The following is a 14,229-nucleotide window of genomic DNA, read 5'->3' as shown; positions in this document are numbered from 1 at the left end:
TGATTACTCGAACGCAATTCGTTCGAAGTGAAAACTTCACAAACCAAATAAATCTATGAAAAAGACATTACTAATCGTTGCTGGCATCCTCGCTCCCCTCGCCCTCCAAGCGGAGCCTACTGAAGGAGCAAAAAAGGAGAGACCAGCCCGCGCCCCCCGCGAACTCCCTGCTGAAGTCATCGCCAAGTTCGACAAAGATGGTGACGGAAAACTCGACGAAGAAGAGCGCAAAGCCGCTCGTGAGGCCCGCCGTGCCGAAATGGAAAAGCGCCGTGCCGAGATGCTTGAAAAGTTCGATACCGACAAAGATGGCAAATTGAGCCCGGAAGAGCGTAAGGCAGCCCTGATCGCCCGCTTCGACAAAGACGGTGACGGCGTCTTGAGCGAAGAGGAGAAAGAGGCCATTAAGAAAGAGATGCCCCGCGGTGGTGAAGGCCGTCGCCCGGGCGGTAAGGGCGGCGAAGGCAAAGGAGAAGGTCCACGCGGCAAGCGCGGCCCCAAGCCAGCTGGCGAGTAAGGTCTCCGACTCTTCCCTTTCAACTTGAACAAGTAAGAGCCTCTTCGGGGGCTCTTTTTGGTGCAAACCCTAGAGCCGGATCTTCCCAGCTTCGTCCTCAATCAAGCTCGACGCCTCCGCGATCAGACGCTCCAGAGGCAAACCGGTATCAGTAAGGGCAAAAGTCTGATCGAACAAATCGCTCTCTTTGACCTCATCGGAGATATGACCTGCGACGGCAACCGTGTGCTTGCCCATCTCCTTCGCCAAACGGGCCACGCCGACTGGCCCTTTGCCCTCCAGGCTCTGGGCATCGAGAGAACCCTCACCGGTAATCACGACATCGGCTTGAGAAACTCGCTCCTGCAGAGAAACCGCATCCGCGACAATATCAAATCCCGGTCGCAAGGTTGCATTGGCGAAAGTCATCAGCCCCCAGGCCAAGCCTCCCGCAGCACCCGCCCCCGGGACCTCCGCGGCCTTTTCTCCCCCACACACTGCCATCAGGTGCTCGAGATAGGCTTCCAGATATTCACGCTCGGCTGGGCCCGCTCCTTTTTGCGGACCATAGACAGCAGTTGCCCCCCGTTCGCCCAAAAGCGGGTTTTCAACATCACAGGCCACCTCGATGGGAGGCAAGGTTGACACCTGGGAGCCATCCACGGTTGCCAAATCCGCCAGGTCGACGGGATTGGCTTCCAAGACATCGTCTGCTTCGTCCCGAAAAAGCCAGCCCAAGGCCGCAGCCATTCCAACTCCCCCGTCATTCGTCGCGCTCCCCCCGACCCCCAGTAAAATCTTCGTCGCTCCCTGGGCAATGGCATCATCAATTAACTGTCCGGTGCCGTAGGTTGACGCTCGCAAAACGTCCCGTTCAGCTTCCGCAATGCGCCAGAGTCCCGAGGCATCCGCCATCTCGATAATTGCGGTGCTACTAGAAATCCCGTAGCTCGCCTCGACCTCACGCCCCAAGGCGTCCAACACAAGACAAGTCCTCACCTCTCCGCCCAAGGCAGCCAACATCGCGTCCACAAATCCTTCACCCCCATCCGCAATGGGACAGAGCTCAATTTGATGGCCTTCGCCAAGTCCCTTTTCAATAGCAAGGGCCACCTCCCTTGCGGAAAGTGACCCTTTAAATTTATCGCAGGCGATGAGAATATTCATGCGCCACCTATTGCAGATATTATTCCACGATGAAATAAGGATTCAGCAAATTCTCTTTGTTATAAGCCAAAGCCTTCCCGGTCTCACGGCTATTGACCTGACGGCCCGCCGCCAGGGCGACCGCATGGGCAGCCCCAGTATCCCACTCCATGGTCGGACCGAAGCGAGGATAGACATCCGCCTTTCCTTCTGCCACCAGGCAAAGCTTGAGCGAGCTACCGGCCGAGAGGAATTCGACCTCTTTGCCAGCGCTTTTCAGGTCCTCGACGAATTGCTCAACCTCGGGAGTGAGGTGGGAACGACTCGCCACCACGGTGACCTTATCCAAGGTCTGATAGTGGGCTTGGGATTCTAACAGAGTCCAGGAATCCCCTTCAATCCGCCAAGCGCCTTCCCCAACTGCGCCGAGATGGAAAGTCTCGGTCGTGGGGCGATAGACAACCCCTAGGACTGGCACCCCATTTTCAATGAGCGCGACATTAACCGTGAACTCACCATTTTTCTTGATGAACTCTTTGGTTCCGTCGAGGGGGTCAACGAGCCAGAACCGCTCCCAGTCCTTGCGCTCGCTGTAGTCGATGGTTTTGTTCTCCTCAGAAATGATGGGAATCTCAGGATAGCTTCCCCGCAAGAACTCCATCAGAACGGCATTGCCCTTCTGATCGGCCTCGGTCAGGGGCGAGTCGTCACCTTTGTATTCGACCTCAAAGTCACGCGCGTAGACCTCAAGAATCACCTCCCCCGCTTGCCGGGTGGCGGCGAGGAGCTCGGGCAAAGAAATGCCGTGGGCAGTGGAAATCATAAAAACAAATTTTTAGTGGCTATCGCAGAACTCTTCGAAACGGCTCAAGCCTTCTGCCAACACATCGAGGGTGGTGCAGTAGCTCAAGCGAACGGAGGCATCGTGGCCAAAGGCAATGCCAGGAACCATCGCGACCTTGTAGCGGTTGAGCAGCTTGTCGCAGAGATTCTGGGACTTGAGACCCATGTCGGTGCAATCGACGAAGTAGTAGAAAGCGCCCTCGGGCTCGACGAACGAGATGTTGGAAATGCTCTTGAGACGACCGGCTACAAATTGACGGCGAACATCATATTCTTGGCGCATGTCTTCGATGAAGTCCTGAGGACCTTCCAAAGCGGCCAAAGCTCCGTATTGAGCGAAGGTGGTCGCATTGGAGGTGGTATGCCCTTGGATCTTGGAAAGAGCCTGCGCGATAGCAGCATTGGCGGTCGCGGTGTAACCGAGGCGCCATCCAGTCATGGAATAGGCTTTGGAGAATCCACCCACAACGACGGACAACTGCGACAACTCTTCGCTGATGGAAGCGATGCTCACATGCTTCTTGTCGCCATAAACGAGCTTCTCATAAATCTCGTCGGACATGATGATAATGTCCTCATAGGAAGCAATTTCGCCAATCGCCTTGAGCTCGTCTTCGGTGTAAATCGTTCCGGTCGGATTGCCGGGAGAATTGAGGATAATCATCTTGGTGGCCGGGGTCATGGCCTCCTCGAATTGTTCGGCGGTGATTTTCCAGCCGTTGGCAGCAGAAGTCTCGATCATCACGGGCACTCCGCCAGCCAGACGGACCATCTCGGGGTAGCTTACCCAGTAGGGAGAAGGGATGATGACCTCGTCCCCCTCTTCGACCACTGCGAGAATGGCATTGAAGCACGCTTGCTTGCCGCCGCTAGTGACGCAGACGCCCTTGGTTTCGACTTCGATCTGATTCTCGGTCAGGAGCTTCTTGGCAATTGCCTCGCGGAGCTCGGGGATACCAGCAGCAGGAGTGTATTTGGTCTTCCCGTCCTGTAGGGCGGTGATTGCCGCGGCCTTGATGTGATTGGGAGTGTCCATCTCCGGCTCGCCACCTGCGAGGCCGTATACTTCTTCTCCTTGGGCAATCAAAGCTTTCGCCTGATTGGTGACCGCCAAAGTCACCGAAGGGGTGACCGCCTGTACTCGTTTTGAAAGACTATCCATGTTCTGCCAGTTGCCCAAAAAGGGTCGCTAAAGGTTCACTCCATCCGGGGAGTCGCCTGCTTGTCAGAACGCGTCCGTATGGAGCGCCGCTCTTCTGAACGGGAGACCGAAATCTTGCAAGACAAATGGGGAAAATCCAGGCGAGAAGTTGCGCATTCTTTTCTAAATCCCACCCGAAAAGCCACCCAACAGAACCACCCCGGTTTCCGCACCCGAAGTAGCTGCGGCCGTGCCAACCCCTACCCCCGCGTAGTTGCCCTCGAGCCAGGCCCGCTGCACCGGATTCTTTTTCCAATGCTCTAACAAGCGGCTCCCATAGTCCTCCCCGCCCTGCACCTTACCTGCCAAAGTCAGCATCCGCTCATAGCCAGTTTCCTGTCGGTGGTCCACATAGCCTCCCCCGGTAGTGACCCGTCGCAAGGCATCCTTGTGAGCCAGGTCGGTGAGGTCTGCGGAGGGCTCGAGCGCGCTTTTTCCCAATTCTTTGCGATACTGGTTGATAGCCGTGAGAAGGCTCTGCTCGGAGGCCCCCAGCCGTGCAACCGGAACCGTTTTCGTTCCACAGGAGGTCAAAAGAAACGCGAGGGAAAGCATCCCGAGAGAGAACAATATTTTCATTTCCACCAAACTAGGAATCCCCGGCCAGGATCACAAGTTCTCTCTTCGAAGCGCCTTCATCCTCTCAAAGAGAAAGCAGCCCATGCACCGGAGAAACAGGCTTCGCAGGAATACGGGAAAGGCGCTCTATGCCGCATTTTTCGAAAAAGGAAACTATCTCCCTCCGGCGGATGCTCTACCCTCTCCCCAGCTTCATGCGAAACCTCAAGTCCATCCTACTCACCGGCGGAGCTGGCTTCGTCGGCTCCAGCCTGGCCCGCCACCTCTTGAAAGAAAGCGAACTCGAGAATCTCGTCATCCTCGACAAGCTGACCTACGCTGGGCGCCGCGACAACCTGATGCTACCGGAGCAAGATCCACGTTGTCACTTCGTGCAAGGCGACGTCTGCGATGCGGAGCTGGTCAAGCGGCTCTTTGCGGAGCACTCCTTTACCGGAATTCTGCATTTGGCAGCGGAGTCCCATGTGGATCGCTCGATTGAGAGGGCCGGCGATTTTGTCCAGACCAATGTCCTGGGCACTTCCGTTCTACTGGACGCTGCCCGCGAGCATGGCACCCCGCTGCTACACTGCTCCACTGACGAGGTCTACGGCCCCATCCCATCACCAGAAAAGGCAAAGGAAGATCACCCTCTCCATCCCAGCTCACCCTACGCGGCCTCCAAGGCATCGGCCGACTTACTTTGTCTGGCAGCCCACCGCACCCACGGCACCGAGGTCGTCATTACCCGCTGCACGAACAACTACGGACCTCGCCAGCACCCCGAAAAGCTCGTCCCCCTTCTGATCCAAAGAGCTCTGCGAGACGAGAAGCTGCCCATCTATGGCAACGGTCTTCAGATCCGGGATTGGATCCACGTCGATGACCATTGCATGGGTCTCATCGCGGCGTGGCGGCGCGGCAAAAGCGGCCAGATCTATCACTTCGCAGGCCACCGCGAACGCACCAACCTCGGGATGGCGCGTTCGATTCTGGATGCTCTCCGCAAGCCCCACACCCTCATCGAGCATGTGGGCGACAGACCCGGGCACGACGAGCGCTACGCACTGGACACAGAAAAGTCGATGATGTGGTTTGGTTGGCAACCCACCATCGACTTTCGAGAAGCTTTTCCCGAAACCGTTCGCGCTCTGTCGGTTGACCTGCGCGACGATTCCTCGCTTTGACTTAAAAATTAATTCTACTCGGACAGGCTGTTGAAGGAGCCGCGGAGCTTGAGACCACTGGCGATATTAATCTCCACCGAATCAAGAATCTCGGTTCCAAAAGGAGTCTCTGATAGAACCTCCAGAGTCCAAGGCCCTTCGTCAGTGAAGTATTGTTGCAAATCACGGAAAACAAGCTCGCCTACCGCCCGGGGAATGACATCGTCGACAACCAGGTGAGCCTCGGTGACGTCGGTTCCCACTTTACCCGGCTTGGATTCGCCTTTGTAAACCTGCACCCAGGTGGTGCTGTCCGGATAGAGATTGGTCAGAGCAACTCGAACCTCGGGAATGCTGCTGTAGCTTCCTTGGTCGGTCAAACCAGTGATCGTCCCTTTGGACATTGGCCAGACTTGAATCTGCGCTTCGTCGAGCAACATTTGGGCTACTTGTCCATCAGGCAAAGCGTAGAGACGGAAGGTCTCCACCCCTGCATCCGAATAGACATCATTTCCAGGAATGTTCGCGACATTGAACTTCAGGTTCTTTTTGCCGTTCTTAGTGATCATTCGCTGATCAAAGTCCACTGCGGGAAGAAGATTCTCGAAAAGGCCCTGAACGATTGAACCAATCATGCTGAGCAGTCCTTCATTCGTAATGGGCTCGTAGGCCGCCACGTCATGGTCAAGAAGCACTTGCCGAGCCGCTTCGGGAGCATCATTGCCACTCACCAAGCCATCGACTGTGTATCTAACCTTGAAACCCTGATCGATCCGAGTCCGTGGAATAGGCCCGTTGTAAGGGTCATCGGTTCGGATTTTGAGCGTTCCTTCCGGCATATAGGCGCCGACTACTTCGGAATCAACCAAAGTCTCTTCCATCCCGGAATCAGCGTATTTGATGGCCCAGAGGAAGAATTCAGACCCGCCTTCGGGCACCGCGGCAACCGAAACGCCTTCACCCTTGGCGTCGACGTAGGTTTGAAAAGTACCGCTACCATCCAGCTGCTTCTGCACCAGGGAGGTCATCCACAAATCAGCGGACGCCAAATTGGTAGCGGAGAAGAGCAGCCCGCACAACAAGGGTGCCGGGCTGAAACTGAAAAATGATTTCATTCTTTTGATTCTAAAAGTTTTTGAATTTTCGGGAGACTGACCGGCTCGCCATTGAGGGAGGTCAAGGTGGTGTATCCACTCTTTTCGGCGGCTTCGATCCTCGTCAACAAGGGGTCGAGCGACTCTTTGCCCGTCCACTGGTTGTCCGTGACGGGAAGCAGTCGCAAACCACCCCGATGCCGCTGAAGGAAATCACTCCAATTCAGAAGCTTGGCTCCCTTTGGCGCGACACTTTCGACTGCGACAGCACGCCCGGTTGCAATCACCGCTCCTTTCGGAACCAGTGTGAACCCATGCGGCCCCACCAGGAATTCAGAACTTGCAAGCAGGCTGGGCTTCTTGACGTCAATCTTAACTTCTCCTTCAACTTGGGCTGCGCCCGAGTCTTCGTAGACAGATTGAAGCTGGCGACGCTGAGCCTCGATTTCGGCACCAGTGGCCGCTTTGGTAATCTCCGCGGACATGAGGGATGCCGAGGCGAGGAAGCTAAAGGCAAGAAACTTGCCTTGGGGAATGAGCGTGACAGTATTCATTGTTTCGGAAGACTATAATATCATGACACAATTAGATTAACCAGAAATTAATCGTCGTCGTCATCGTCGTCCTCATCATCAAGCTCCTCAGTCTCCTTGAAGGTCATGAGAATCACGAGGTCCTGGTAGTCAGCGCCAGCTGCAGCCGAATCTTTGTTCAGGTCAACCAAGATGATTACGTCGCGAGTTCCGATGCTGATATTCTCGCCATTGGAGGTGAGGTAAGGCTTCAAGAAAGTCTTCGCCGAAGTCTGGTTGGGCTGCTCGGGAGTGAACTGGGGTGCAGGGTCTCCGTTCTTAAGAATCAGAATTCCACCGTGACCAGTTCCCATCATGCGCCAGTCATTCCAAGTGCGCTTATACCAAGGAGTGCTTGCGATAGCGTAGACACAACCGCGGAAACCGAAGTTGAGCTCGATGTCTTCATCAACGTTACGATTCTTCAGAATCTTCTGTGGGTTGATCGTGTCGCCGGTGCCGACGAAGAACGGAGTCGCAATCGCTTCGTCCGAGAACTTCGACCAGCTCTCCTGCCAACCATACTGACCGTAGGAGTTGGCGTAACCCGCGCCGAGAAGGCGAACGGTCACATTGGTTTCAACGCGAGTGGTTACAGTATCGTCCTCGGGATCGATTTCGATGATTTCGTCGATGATCTCGGGCTGGGGGTAATTTACTTCCCAAGTGAGACCGACTTTACTGGAAGCCCTCACAAGGAGAGAAGAAGCATCAAGAAAGCCGGTAGGCTGACTGCTTCCCTGTGCCATTGCTCCGAACAGGAGAAGCGACGCGCAAACGGTGTTAATTAGTGTTTTCATATTAGGTGGGGTAGGAACGCCGACTTTGTAAAAACACCCGCACTTTTCCTCAACCTCATTTTATAAAAATTAAAAAACAACTTCGCAAGAATTCGTAACCCCTTGAATATTAAGGCTAAAATACTCAAAGATTTTAAAATTTAATCAAACTTAATAATTAAGTTAAATTTAAGAACATGCAGCAAATCAGGTTTTCCGTGCTATTTGAGGACCTAATTGTTTCTAAAAACCCAGCTATAAACCCTTATTTTCATAAGACTAATAACCAACAAAACTGCGAACCAAGGCTTGGTAGATTTGTTCTTCGGGGTCTGAAAAAAGAATTAGAGCGCGCTCAGTGCCGTTTTTCCATTGAAAATCAAGGCATCATGACACCTCGAGGCAATGGTCCTGCCACTTCGAAAAGGACGGGTAGCTCCTTCTGAATCAGCGAGGACAGGAGATCTCACTTATCGATTTGCCGCCACGCCCGCATCAGCAAATAGGGACAAATGGCCCGGTGGAGGCGTTCAAACCTGATAACTACGCTGTTTTCCTCTGCCGAGAGCGCCAATCTCGGTGGTTTTTATAAAATGGATCTTTGGTCACAGCCTTGCCCCGCCCTATCGCTAGGAGCTCAATCGCGCGACCTTCCAGAGTCCGTCAGAGGCTTTTTGATAACGCAGACGGTCGTGAAGCCGTGATTCTCTCCCTTGCCAGAACTCCAGCGAGACAGGCTCCAGGAGATAACCTCCCCAGAATTCAGGCAGTGGCACCACGGAATCTTCGGGGAACTGGGTCCGGAGCAGATCTTCCCTTTCCTCAAGGTAACAACGGCTCGGGATTTCACCTGATTGAACCTCGGAGACCCAAGCTCCAATTTGTGATGCGTAGGGACGGCTGCGGAAGTAGAGTTCGCTCTCCTCGCGGGAAATCTTGCGAACTCGGCCCTGGATATTGACCTGCCGCTCTAGCTCTTTCCAAAGAAAGGAGACTGCCGCGTTCCCAGTTTCAGCCAGATCGCGGCCCTTTTGGGAACGATAATTGGTGAAGAAACGAAAGCCCCGCTCATCCAGTCCCTTCAGCAATACCGTTCTGATGGAAGGAAGCCCATCGGCGGAAACCGTTGCGAGGGACATGGCATTGGGCTCGAGCAGACCTGCCGCAACCGACTCTTCCATCCAAATCCGGAACTGGGCGATGGGATCAGGGAGGAGGTCCTCGCGGTCAATCCCGCCCCTGGTATAATTCTGCCGAAGAGCTGCGATATCGGTTTCCTCGCGATTCATGCCCTCAAAAAAGACTCTTCCCCGCGGTTCGCAAGTTTTTCCTGCGCTTACTGGAGAGCCTGCACAAAGAGTTCCCCCATCTCCCGCAGCTCCTCTTCCGAACTTGCCAGCGGAGGCATCCAAACCACGGTGTCGAGAATTGGTCGGGTCAGTAGCCCCAAGCCTCGCAATCGCAGGCATGCTTCTTTCCCCTTCGCGCCCTGACGGTCTCCCACCAATTCCACCCCCGCCACCATTCCACAGCGTCGGGTTTCCTTCACCAGGGATAGCTCGTCGAGCTGGGCCAGCGTCTCCCCCATCACTTCCGCCCCCTTGCGAATGCGCTCCAAGAAGCTCTGGTGTTCACACAGGTCCAGACTCGCCAGCGCCACCGCGCAGCCCAGTGGATTGGCCGTGTAACTGTGCCCATAATAGAAAGTCCGCCCCGGCCCCTTGAAATCCTCATAGATTTCAGCCGTGGTGAGAGTGGCAGCCAAGGGCAGGCATCCTCCGGTCAGTCCTTTCGCAAGGCACAGGTAGTCCGGCCGGACTTCTTCCCTCTGACAGGCGAAAAGCTCTCCCGTGCGGCCGAAGCCAGTCATGACCTCATCAAGAATGAGATGAACACCCGTTCGGCCGCACCACTCCCTGAGTTTGCGCAGCATCCCCGGAGGCCAAGGCCGCATCTCGTTCACTCCCTGAATCAGCGGCTCAATCACCACGGCCGCAATTCGCTCCGGATCGAGCGCCTCCAGCTCAACCAAATCGCGGGCTAGGGTCAAATCCGGTCCCATCCCGGCGATGCTAGCAAAGAAGCGGCCGACCCCGCCCAGACTCGCTGCACCCAGAGTGTCGCCATGATACCCGTTCTCGAAAGCGACAAAGCCACGTCTACCTGTCTCTCCCCGCTGATAACGCCACTGCAGCTCCATTCGCAGGGCCGCCTCAATTGCCGTGCTGCCATTATCCGAGAAGAAACACCGGTCCATCCCTGCTGCGCCACACAACCGTCTCCCCAGCTCACTGGCCGGAGCATTGGCCAGCCCCAGATATGAACTGTGGCAAAGTTCCTCGGACTGCTTCTGAATTGCAGCGACTAGAGCAGGATGACTGTGGCCATGAATATTGGTCCAAATACTGGAATTGCCGTCGAAATACCGCTTTCCCTCAGAATCGTAGAGATAGACCCCTTTTCCTCTCACTATGACCGGAACCTCGGACTGCTCCCACTGTGATTGGTCGGTAAAGGGGTGCCAGCCGAAGTCCCAATCGGCCTCCAGCCACTGGCGAGTCTCACTGTTCATCGAACGCGTTCCTACTTGGGCTCCACGGAATCCCGTCCCAAGAGCTTGTCCACCCCGGCCACCAACTTCCAGCCACAGCGGCCGCGCTGGTATTTGTTAAAGACGACGTCGCGCAGCTTTTCCAAGAGCTCCTCCGGAATCGGGTCGTAGCGAGTCCACTCATCGTCGCCCTTGCGCTGACTCGCCATGGTCCAGCGGCCGCCATGATGGGTCGCCTTGTAAAAGGTCAGCCCTTCCTCATCTTTTTCCCGCCAAGTGTGATCACGCATGGCGCGACCATCGCCAATCTCCCCCCTGCGGGCAAGTGCGGATGCTGGTCAACACCGTCCTCAGGCCAGTTGCTCCCCGACCCGGCTTTGCCTCACCACTGTCGCCACCAATTGCCGCAATTCCTCCAAATACTCTCCCTTTTCATTCTCCCCCAAGATGGGAAGGTGGAGAAAGACACTGGGAATGCCGGTTCCCAGACTGTGGAAAAACGTTGCGTTGCAAAGATAGAGTCCCGCGTCCTCCGACTCCCGGATTGGCCACCTGGATTGCGGAAAATCGGACGGATGGAATGGAAACGAGCTCCTGCGCTCCTCCGGACCTTCCGGATCCAGTTTGAGCGATAGCGGCGGCCTTCCCTCTTCGTCGGGGCCAGCCGCCTCATTGACAGCCAGACGCTCGAAGCGGGACCAGTCTGCGGAGCCTTCGCCCAGGCTCAGAATCAAATCCGGACGGCAACGTTTCACCGCCGACTGCAGCCGCTCCTGGTGACCATGCCACAAAACAGGCAAAATCTCGACCTCGACGGCCTCCCCATCAATCCTTTCCTCCCGAAAGCTCTCCGCAATCAGCTGGGAACCGTTCTCGCTCCTTCCCCGAAAGGGAAGGAAACCCGTCATCAAGATCATATCATTGGCTAGCGGGTTATTCCCTCTTGAAGGCTTCCAATCTCACTCCGCCGGCACCATGCCTGCCTCCGCGCGGAGCTGCCCGAGCAATTCCTGCAGCTCCTTTGCGGGAATCGCGTAAGAACACTCGCGGCTCACATAAGCGATATTCATTCCGACGCACTTGCCATCCAAGGTCAGGAGAGGACCTCCCGTAGTGCGATCCGCCAATGAGGTATCGTGCTGCAGAATGCGGGGAAAATTCGTGCGACGCTCGGAGAACTTGCCGCTCATCATATCGTTGCGGGTGAATTGCTCGGGAAAAACAATCTGGCGTTCGCGTAGCTCCACTTCGAATTCCAATTCTTCGAAGCTCGGCTCGAACTCCGCCAAGTGGGCGAAAGGGTCTTCCACCTCCAGAGGCTTTTCCTGCTTGGCTTCTCGCCGAACTAAAATCTTGATCATCTCCCCTGGCTTGCGCCCTCTGAGCAACTCCGCCACTTCCTCGTTTTTCGCGACCGCTTCCCCTTCGATGGAGAGAATCTGATCGCCTTTCTCCATTCCAGCATCCTTTGCTCCGCTTTGTGGACTGATTCCACCCACTTTCACTTCCCCCTCTACAGAGCCATCCATCTGAATCCCCAGAACCGCCAACTGGCCTTCACCCACTTCACGGGCGTTCGCCGCAATGACCCCCATCTGAGCACGCCGCTTGAGATTCGAAGTCGCCCCATTGGACAAGACAATCGAGCCGTGTCCGGGCTCGCTTTCCGAGAATTCAATCGCGGTCAGCCCCTCGGCATCAACCTTCAGTAGACTCACGTCCCAATCCGCACTCGTGGCCAAGACCTCCACCTCGCTGTATTTTTTCCTCCCAATCCGAAGTGAAAGGGTCTCCAGCGCGGGCAGCTCGCTTGCTTTCACCAGCACTTGCCCATCGGAGCTCACCACCACGCCGTAGCCGTCCTTCTTCCAATCATCGTAGACCACCGCACTGCTGGCTTGGAAAATCTCCGTCAATTCATCGTAAGCTGCCCGCACGCGGGTGCCTTCCTTACGGAACTCACTCTCCAAGCTCTGCCCAGCCACGATTGGGGCGAACAGCATCGCCCCCATGCCACAAAGTATCAATTTACTCACGTCCACCTAATTTCAATTCCACAGTTTGCTCCTCATCATCCCGGCGATAGGTCAGCGAAATGACATCCCCTTCTGATTTTTCCTTCAAAAGACCTTGAAGACCTTCGACATCCTCGAAGCCCTCCTCGCCAACCTTCAACAAGATATCGCCTTTTTGCAAACCAGCCTTCTCGGCCGCTTCGTCTGCCATCACTTCTGCGATGGACACTTCGCCTGACTCCTCGTCTTTCTCCAACTGAACTCCCAGATATCCCGGCAAACGCGTCGCAAACGGACCGTCTCCGACGAACTCTTCATTCAGCATTCGATCCCAGTTTTCGACGAAATCACTCATTGGCACGTGCAGGTTCTCGAGCTTCACCTTGCCAACCCGGCTGTGAATCCCGATCAGGCGCCCCTGCAAGTCGAAGAGAGGACCGCCCGAGTCACCTCCGATCAAGGTGCCGTCAGTCTGCCAAGTTCTTTGCGCCATCCGCACCACCCGACCGAGTCGAACAACGACCCCGCGCTCAAGGTCGAAGCCGCCGGAATGTCCCAGTGCCATCACCCAATCGCCTAACATCGTTTCATTCTCGCGATCCACTTCCACGTAGGGAAAGGGCCCCTCCCCCTCGATTTGGGCCATCGCGGCGTCGGTATTTGAAATCAGGCCCAAAGTCCGCACCGGATAACGCGTGCCGTCCTCCATCACCGCCTCGATGGTGCGGTTCACTCCTCCGCTCACGTGCGCTGCGGTAAGAATCAATCCATCGGGACTGACGATCACCCCACTTCCAGAACCCTTTTCCTCACCTAATTCCAGGCAAACCGTAGCGGCGCGAGTGGATGGAAGGACCGATTTGAGGGCAGTCTCGATATTGACCAGATCCTCCACCGACTCAGGAGCGTCCAAGTCATTGAAATAATGGCGGTCCGCCCCAGATACGGAGAGACTTCCGAACCCGAACAGTGTGCCAAGCATGGCCAGGGACCCTAAATACTTCATATTAATAGACCAATCTACGCAGATTTCAGACCGATTCAATCGACAAGCTTGGAAATTTTGCCCTCATCCCTTGGCTTCTTCACCTTGTAAATGAAGAGGCCCAGCCGAAAACCAAGCTCGATTCGCCCCCCTCAAAACAAATCCCGCGGGACTCGAAAGACTCGTTATTTGACAGTTCGCTCTCCCACGCGAGGGGTACTACGTCAGATGAGGAGCCAAGAACCCCACTGACATCCCCTGGTCCTCTCGGGAATCGAGAGGTCAAAACTCAAACAATTAACCAACCCTACAAAACAATGCCCCAGACCCAAACTCAGAAGCTAGATACCGGAGCTCCCTTCCCCGAGCTCGCTCTCACCCTGACCGATGGAAGCACCTTGGCCGTTCCCACCGGCAACTGGACACTCTTTTTGCTCTATCGCGGAAACTGGTGACCATTCTGTCGTCAGCAGTTGGCTGACTATCAGGAACACCTAGCGGAGTTTTCCAAACGGGGCATCGACGTCATCGCTGCTTCCTCGGAAACGAAGGAAGAAGCGGAAGAGACCATCGCCAAACTCGGGTTGAGCTATCCCGTGGCCTACGGGATCGATCCGGCGGCATTCGCCGAACTCACCGGAGCCTTTTTCGCCGATGACGACGACGACCGCTACCTTCACGCCACCGGCTTTATTTTGAGGCCGGACCAGACAGTTGATATCGCAGTCTACAGCACAGGCGCCATCGGACGACTGGAGGTCGAGGATTCACTCAACCTCATGAAATTCCGCCTCAAAGAATAACCCTTACCCAGGCTGCCACC

16 protein-coding genes and 1 pseudogene are annotated in these 14,229 nt (G+C 55.5%); 4 read left to right on the top strand and 13 right to left on the bottom strand.

Annotation, left to right across the window (positions count from 1 at the left end):
* The first annotated feature begins 55 nt into the window (after window positions 1–55).
* Window positions 56–517 (top strand): EF-hand domain-containing protein, encoded by a 462-nt coding sequence (locus IE099_RS17735; protein WP_189573020.1) that lies wholly within the window; start codon window positions 56–58, stop codon window positions 515–517.
* A 69-nt stretch (window positions 518–586) separates the two neighbouring features.
* On the opposite strand, the gene IE099_RS17730 is transcribed toward IE099_RS17735, so the two are convergent.
* The 4 genes from IE099_RS17730 to IE099_RS17715 all read right to left on the bottom strand — a co-directional run bounded on the left by IE099_RS17730 (window position 587) and on the right by IE099_RS17715 (window position 4,265).
* A complete protein-coding gene (locus IE099_RS17730; protein WP_189573017.1) occupies window positions 587–1,663 on the bottom strand; it encodes a glycerate kinase in 1,077 nt (358 codons plus the stop codon).
* 19 nt (window positions 1,664–1,682) lie between these two features.
* Entirely contained in the window at window positions 1,683–2,465 is a 783-nt protein-coding gene (cysQ, locus tag IE099_RS17725; RefSeq protein ID WP_189573014.1) for a 3'(2'),5'-bisphosphate nucleotidase CysQ, read from the bottom strand.
* 12 nt (window positions 2,466–2,477) lie between these two features.
* The gene (locus tag IE099_RS17720) at window positions 2,478–3,647 is read right to left on the bottom strand and encodes a pyridoxal phosphate-dependent aminotransferase (RefSeq protein ID WP_189573012.1); all 1,170 of its coding nucleotides are present in this window, start codon (window positions 3,645–3,647) and stop codon (window positions 2,478–2,480) included.
* Window positions 3,648–3,809: 162 nt separating this feature from the next.
* Window positions 3,810–4,265 (bottom strand): CAP domain-containing protein, encoded by a 456-nt coding sequence (locus IE099_RS17715; RefSeq protein WP_189573009.1) that lies wholly within the window; start codon window positions 4,263–4,265, stop codon window positions 3,810–3,812.
* A gap of 170 nt (window positions 4,266–4,435) precedes the next feature.
* Here IE099_RS17715 and rfbB point away from each other — a divergent pair, with 170 nt between their 5' ends.
* Window positions 4,436–5,431 (top strand): dTDP-glucose 4,6-dehydratase, encoded by a 996-nt coding sequence (gene rfbB / locus IE099_RS17710; protein ID WP_189573007.1) that lies wholly within the window; start codon window positions 4,436–4,438, stop codon window positions 5,429–5,431.
* A gap of 14 nt (window positions 5,432–5,445) precedes the next feature.
* On the opposite strand, the gene IE099_RS17705 is transcribed toward rfbB, so the two are convergent.
* From IE099_RS17705 to IE099_RS17665, 9 genes are all read right to left on the bottom strand, one after another.
* On the bottom strand, window positions 5,446–6,525 hold the full coding sequence (locus IE099_RS17705) for a hypothetical protein (protein WP_189573006.1): 1,080 nt from the start codon (window positions 6,523–6,525) through the stop codon (window positions 5,446–5,448).
* Entirely contained in the window at window positions 6,522–7,058 is a 537-nt protein-coding gene (locus IE099_RS17700) for a hypothetical protein (RefSeq protein ID WP_189573005.1), read from the bottom strand. Before IE099_RS17700 ends, IE099_RS17705 begins: the two co-directional genes overlap by 4 nt.
* A gap of 47 nt (window positions 7,059–7,105) precedes the next feature.
* A complete protein-coding gene (locus tag IE099_RS17695) occupies window positions 7,106–7,876 on the bottom strand; it encodes a hypothetical protein (protein ID WP_189573004.1) in 771 nt (256 codons plus the stop codon).
* A gap of 608 nt (window positions 7,877–8,484) precedes the next feature.
* Window positions 8,485–9,144, bottom strand: coding sequence for a pyridoxamine 5'-phosphate oxidase (pdxH, locus tag IE099_RS17690; RefSeq protein WP_189573003.1), 660 nt, complete (start codon window positions 9,142–9,144; stop codon window positions 8,485–8,487).
* Window positions 9,145–9,191: 47 nt separating this feature from the next.
* The gene (gene bioA / locus IE099_RS17685; RefSeq protein WP_189573000.1) at window positions 9,192–10,427 is read right to left on the bottom strand and encodes an adenosylmethionine--8-amino-7-oxononanoate transaminase; all 1,236 of its coding nucleotides are present in this window, start codon (window positions 10,425–10,427) and stop codon (window positions 9,192–9,194) included.
* Between the two features lie 11 nt (window positions 10,428–10,438).
* Window positions 10,439–10,696 (bottom strand): hypothetical protein, encoded by a 258-nt coding sequence (locus IE099_RS17680; RefSeq protein WP_189572997.1) that lies wholly within the window; start codon window positions 10,694–10,696, stop codon window positions 10,439–10,441.
* Between the two features lie 60 nt (window positions 10,697–10,756).
* Complete coding sequence (locus IE099_RS17675) at window positions 10,757–11,323, bottom strand: pyroglutamyl-peptidase I (RefSeq protein WP_189572994.1); 567 nt, start codon at window positions 11,321–11,323, stop codon at window positions 10,757–10,759.
* Window positions 11,324–11,365: 42 nt separating this feature from the next.
* Window positions 11,366–12,442 (bottom strand): PDZ domain-containing protein, encoded by a 1,077-nt coding sequence (locus IE099_RS17670; RefSeq protein ID WP_189572990.1) that lies wholly within the window; start codon window positions 12,440–12,442, stop codon window positions 11,366–11,368.
* Window positions 12,435–13,403 carry a S1C family serine protease gene (locus IE099_RS17665; protein WP_189572988.1) on the bottom strand — a complete coding sequence of 323 codons (969 nt, stop codon included), beginning with the start codon at window positions 13,401–13,403 and terminating at the stop codon, window positions 12,435–12,437. The genes IE099_RS17670 and IE099_RS17665 overlap by 8 nt, the downstream gene beginning before the upstream one ends.
* 320 nt (window positions 13,404–13,723) lie before the next feature.
* Here IE099_RS17665 and IE099_RS17660 point away from each other — a divergent pair, with 320 nt between their 5' ends.
* Window positions 13,724–13,861 (top strand): hypothetical protein, encoded by a 138-nt coding sequence (locus IE099_RS17660; protein WP_189572985.1) that lies wholly within the window; start codon window positions 13,724–13,726, stop codon window positions 13,859–13,861.
* A gap of 12 nt (window positions 13,862–13,873) precedes the next feature.
* Window positions 13,874–14,209: pseudogene (locus IE099_RS17655) on the top strand (peroxiredoxin family protein); the annotation flags it as partial.
* Window positions 14,210–14,229: the final 20 nt, after the last annotated feature.

The organism is Roseibacillus persicicus, assembly GCF_014651675.1.
Lineage (GTDB): Bacteria > Verrucomicrobiota > Verrucomicrobiia > Verrucomicrobiales > Akkermansiaceae > Roseibacillus > Roseibacillus persicicus.
The sequence above is the reverse complement of the archived record's forward strand: the minus strand, read 5'-3'. Positions and strand labels throughout refer to the sequence as shown.

Bases quoted from the DNA above. Each gene is read 5' to 3' on its own strand.
- IE099_RS17735 (WP_189573020.1), top strand. From the start codon at position 56: ATGAAAAAGACATTACTAATCGTTGCTGGCATCCTCGCTCCCCTCGCC.
- IE099_RS17730 (WP_189573017.1), bottom strand. From the start codon at position 1,663: ATGAATATTCTCATCGCCTGCGATAAATTTAAAGGGTCACTTTCCGCA.
- cysQ (WP_189573014.1), bottom strand. From the start codon at position 2,465: ATGATTTCCACTGCCCACGGCATTTCTTTGCCCGAGCTCCTCGCCGCC.
- IE099_RS17720 (WP_189573012.1), bottom strand. From the start codon at position 3,647: ATGGATAGTCTTTCAAAACGAGTACAGGCGGTCACCCCTTCGGTGACT.
- IE099_RS17715 (WP_189573009.1), bottom strand. From the start codon at position 4,265: ATGAAAATATTGTTCTCTCTCGGGATGCTTTCCCTCGCGTTTCTTTTG.
- rfbB (WP_189573007.1), top strand. From the start codon at position 4,436: ATGCTCTACCCTCTCCCCAGCTTCATGCGAAACCTCAAGTCCATCCTA.
- IE099_RS17705 (WP_189573006.1), bottom strand. From the start codon at position 6,525: ATGAAATCATTTTTCAGTTTCAGCCCGGCACCCTTGTTGTGCGGGCTG.
- IE099_RS17700 (WP_189573005.1), bottom strand. From the start codon at position 7,058: ATGAATACTGTCACGCTCATTCCCCAAGGCAAGTTTCTTGCCTTTAGC.
- IE099_RS17695 (WP_189573004.1), bottom strand. From the start codon at position 7,876: ATGAAAACACTAATTAACACCGTTTGCGCGTCGCTTCTCCTGTTCGGA.
- pdxH (WP_189573003.1), bottom strand. From the start codon at position 9,144: ATGAATCGCGAGGAAACCGATATCGCAGCTCTTCGGCAGAATTATACC.
- bioA (WP_189573000.1), bottom strand. From the start codon at position 10,427: ATGAACAGTGAGACTCGCCAGTGGCTGGAGGCCGATTGGGACTTCGGC.
- IE099_RS17680 (WP_189572997.1), bottom strand. From the start codon at position 10,696: ATGCGTGATCACACTTGGCGGGAAAAAGATGAGGAAGGGCTGACCTTT.
- IE099_RS17675 (WP_189572994.1), bottom strand. From the start codon at position 11,323: ATGATCTTGATGACGGGTTTCCTTCCCTTTCGGGGAAGGAGCGAGAAC.
- IE099_RS17665 (WP_189572988.1), bottom strand. From the start codon at position 13,403: ATGCTTGGCACACTGTTCGGGTTCGGAAGTCTCTCCGTATCTGGGGCG.
- IE099_RS17660 (WP_189572985.1), top strand. From the start codon at position 13,724: ATGCCCCAGACCCAAACTCAGAAGCTAGATACCGGAGCTCCCTTCCCC.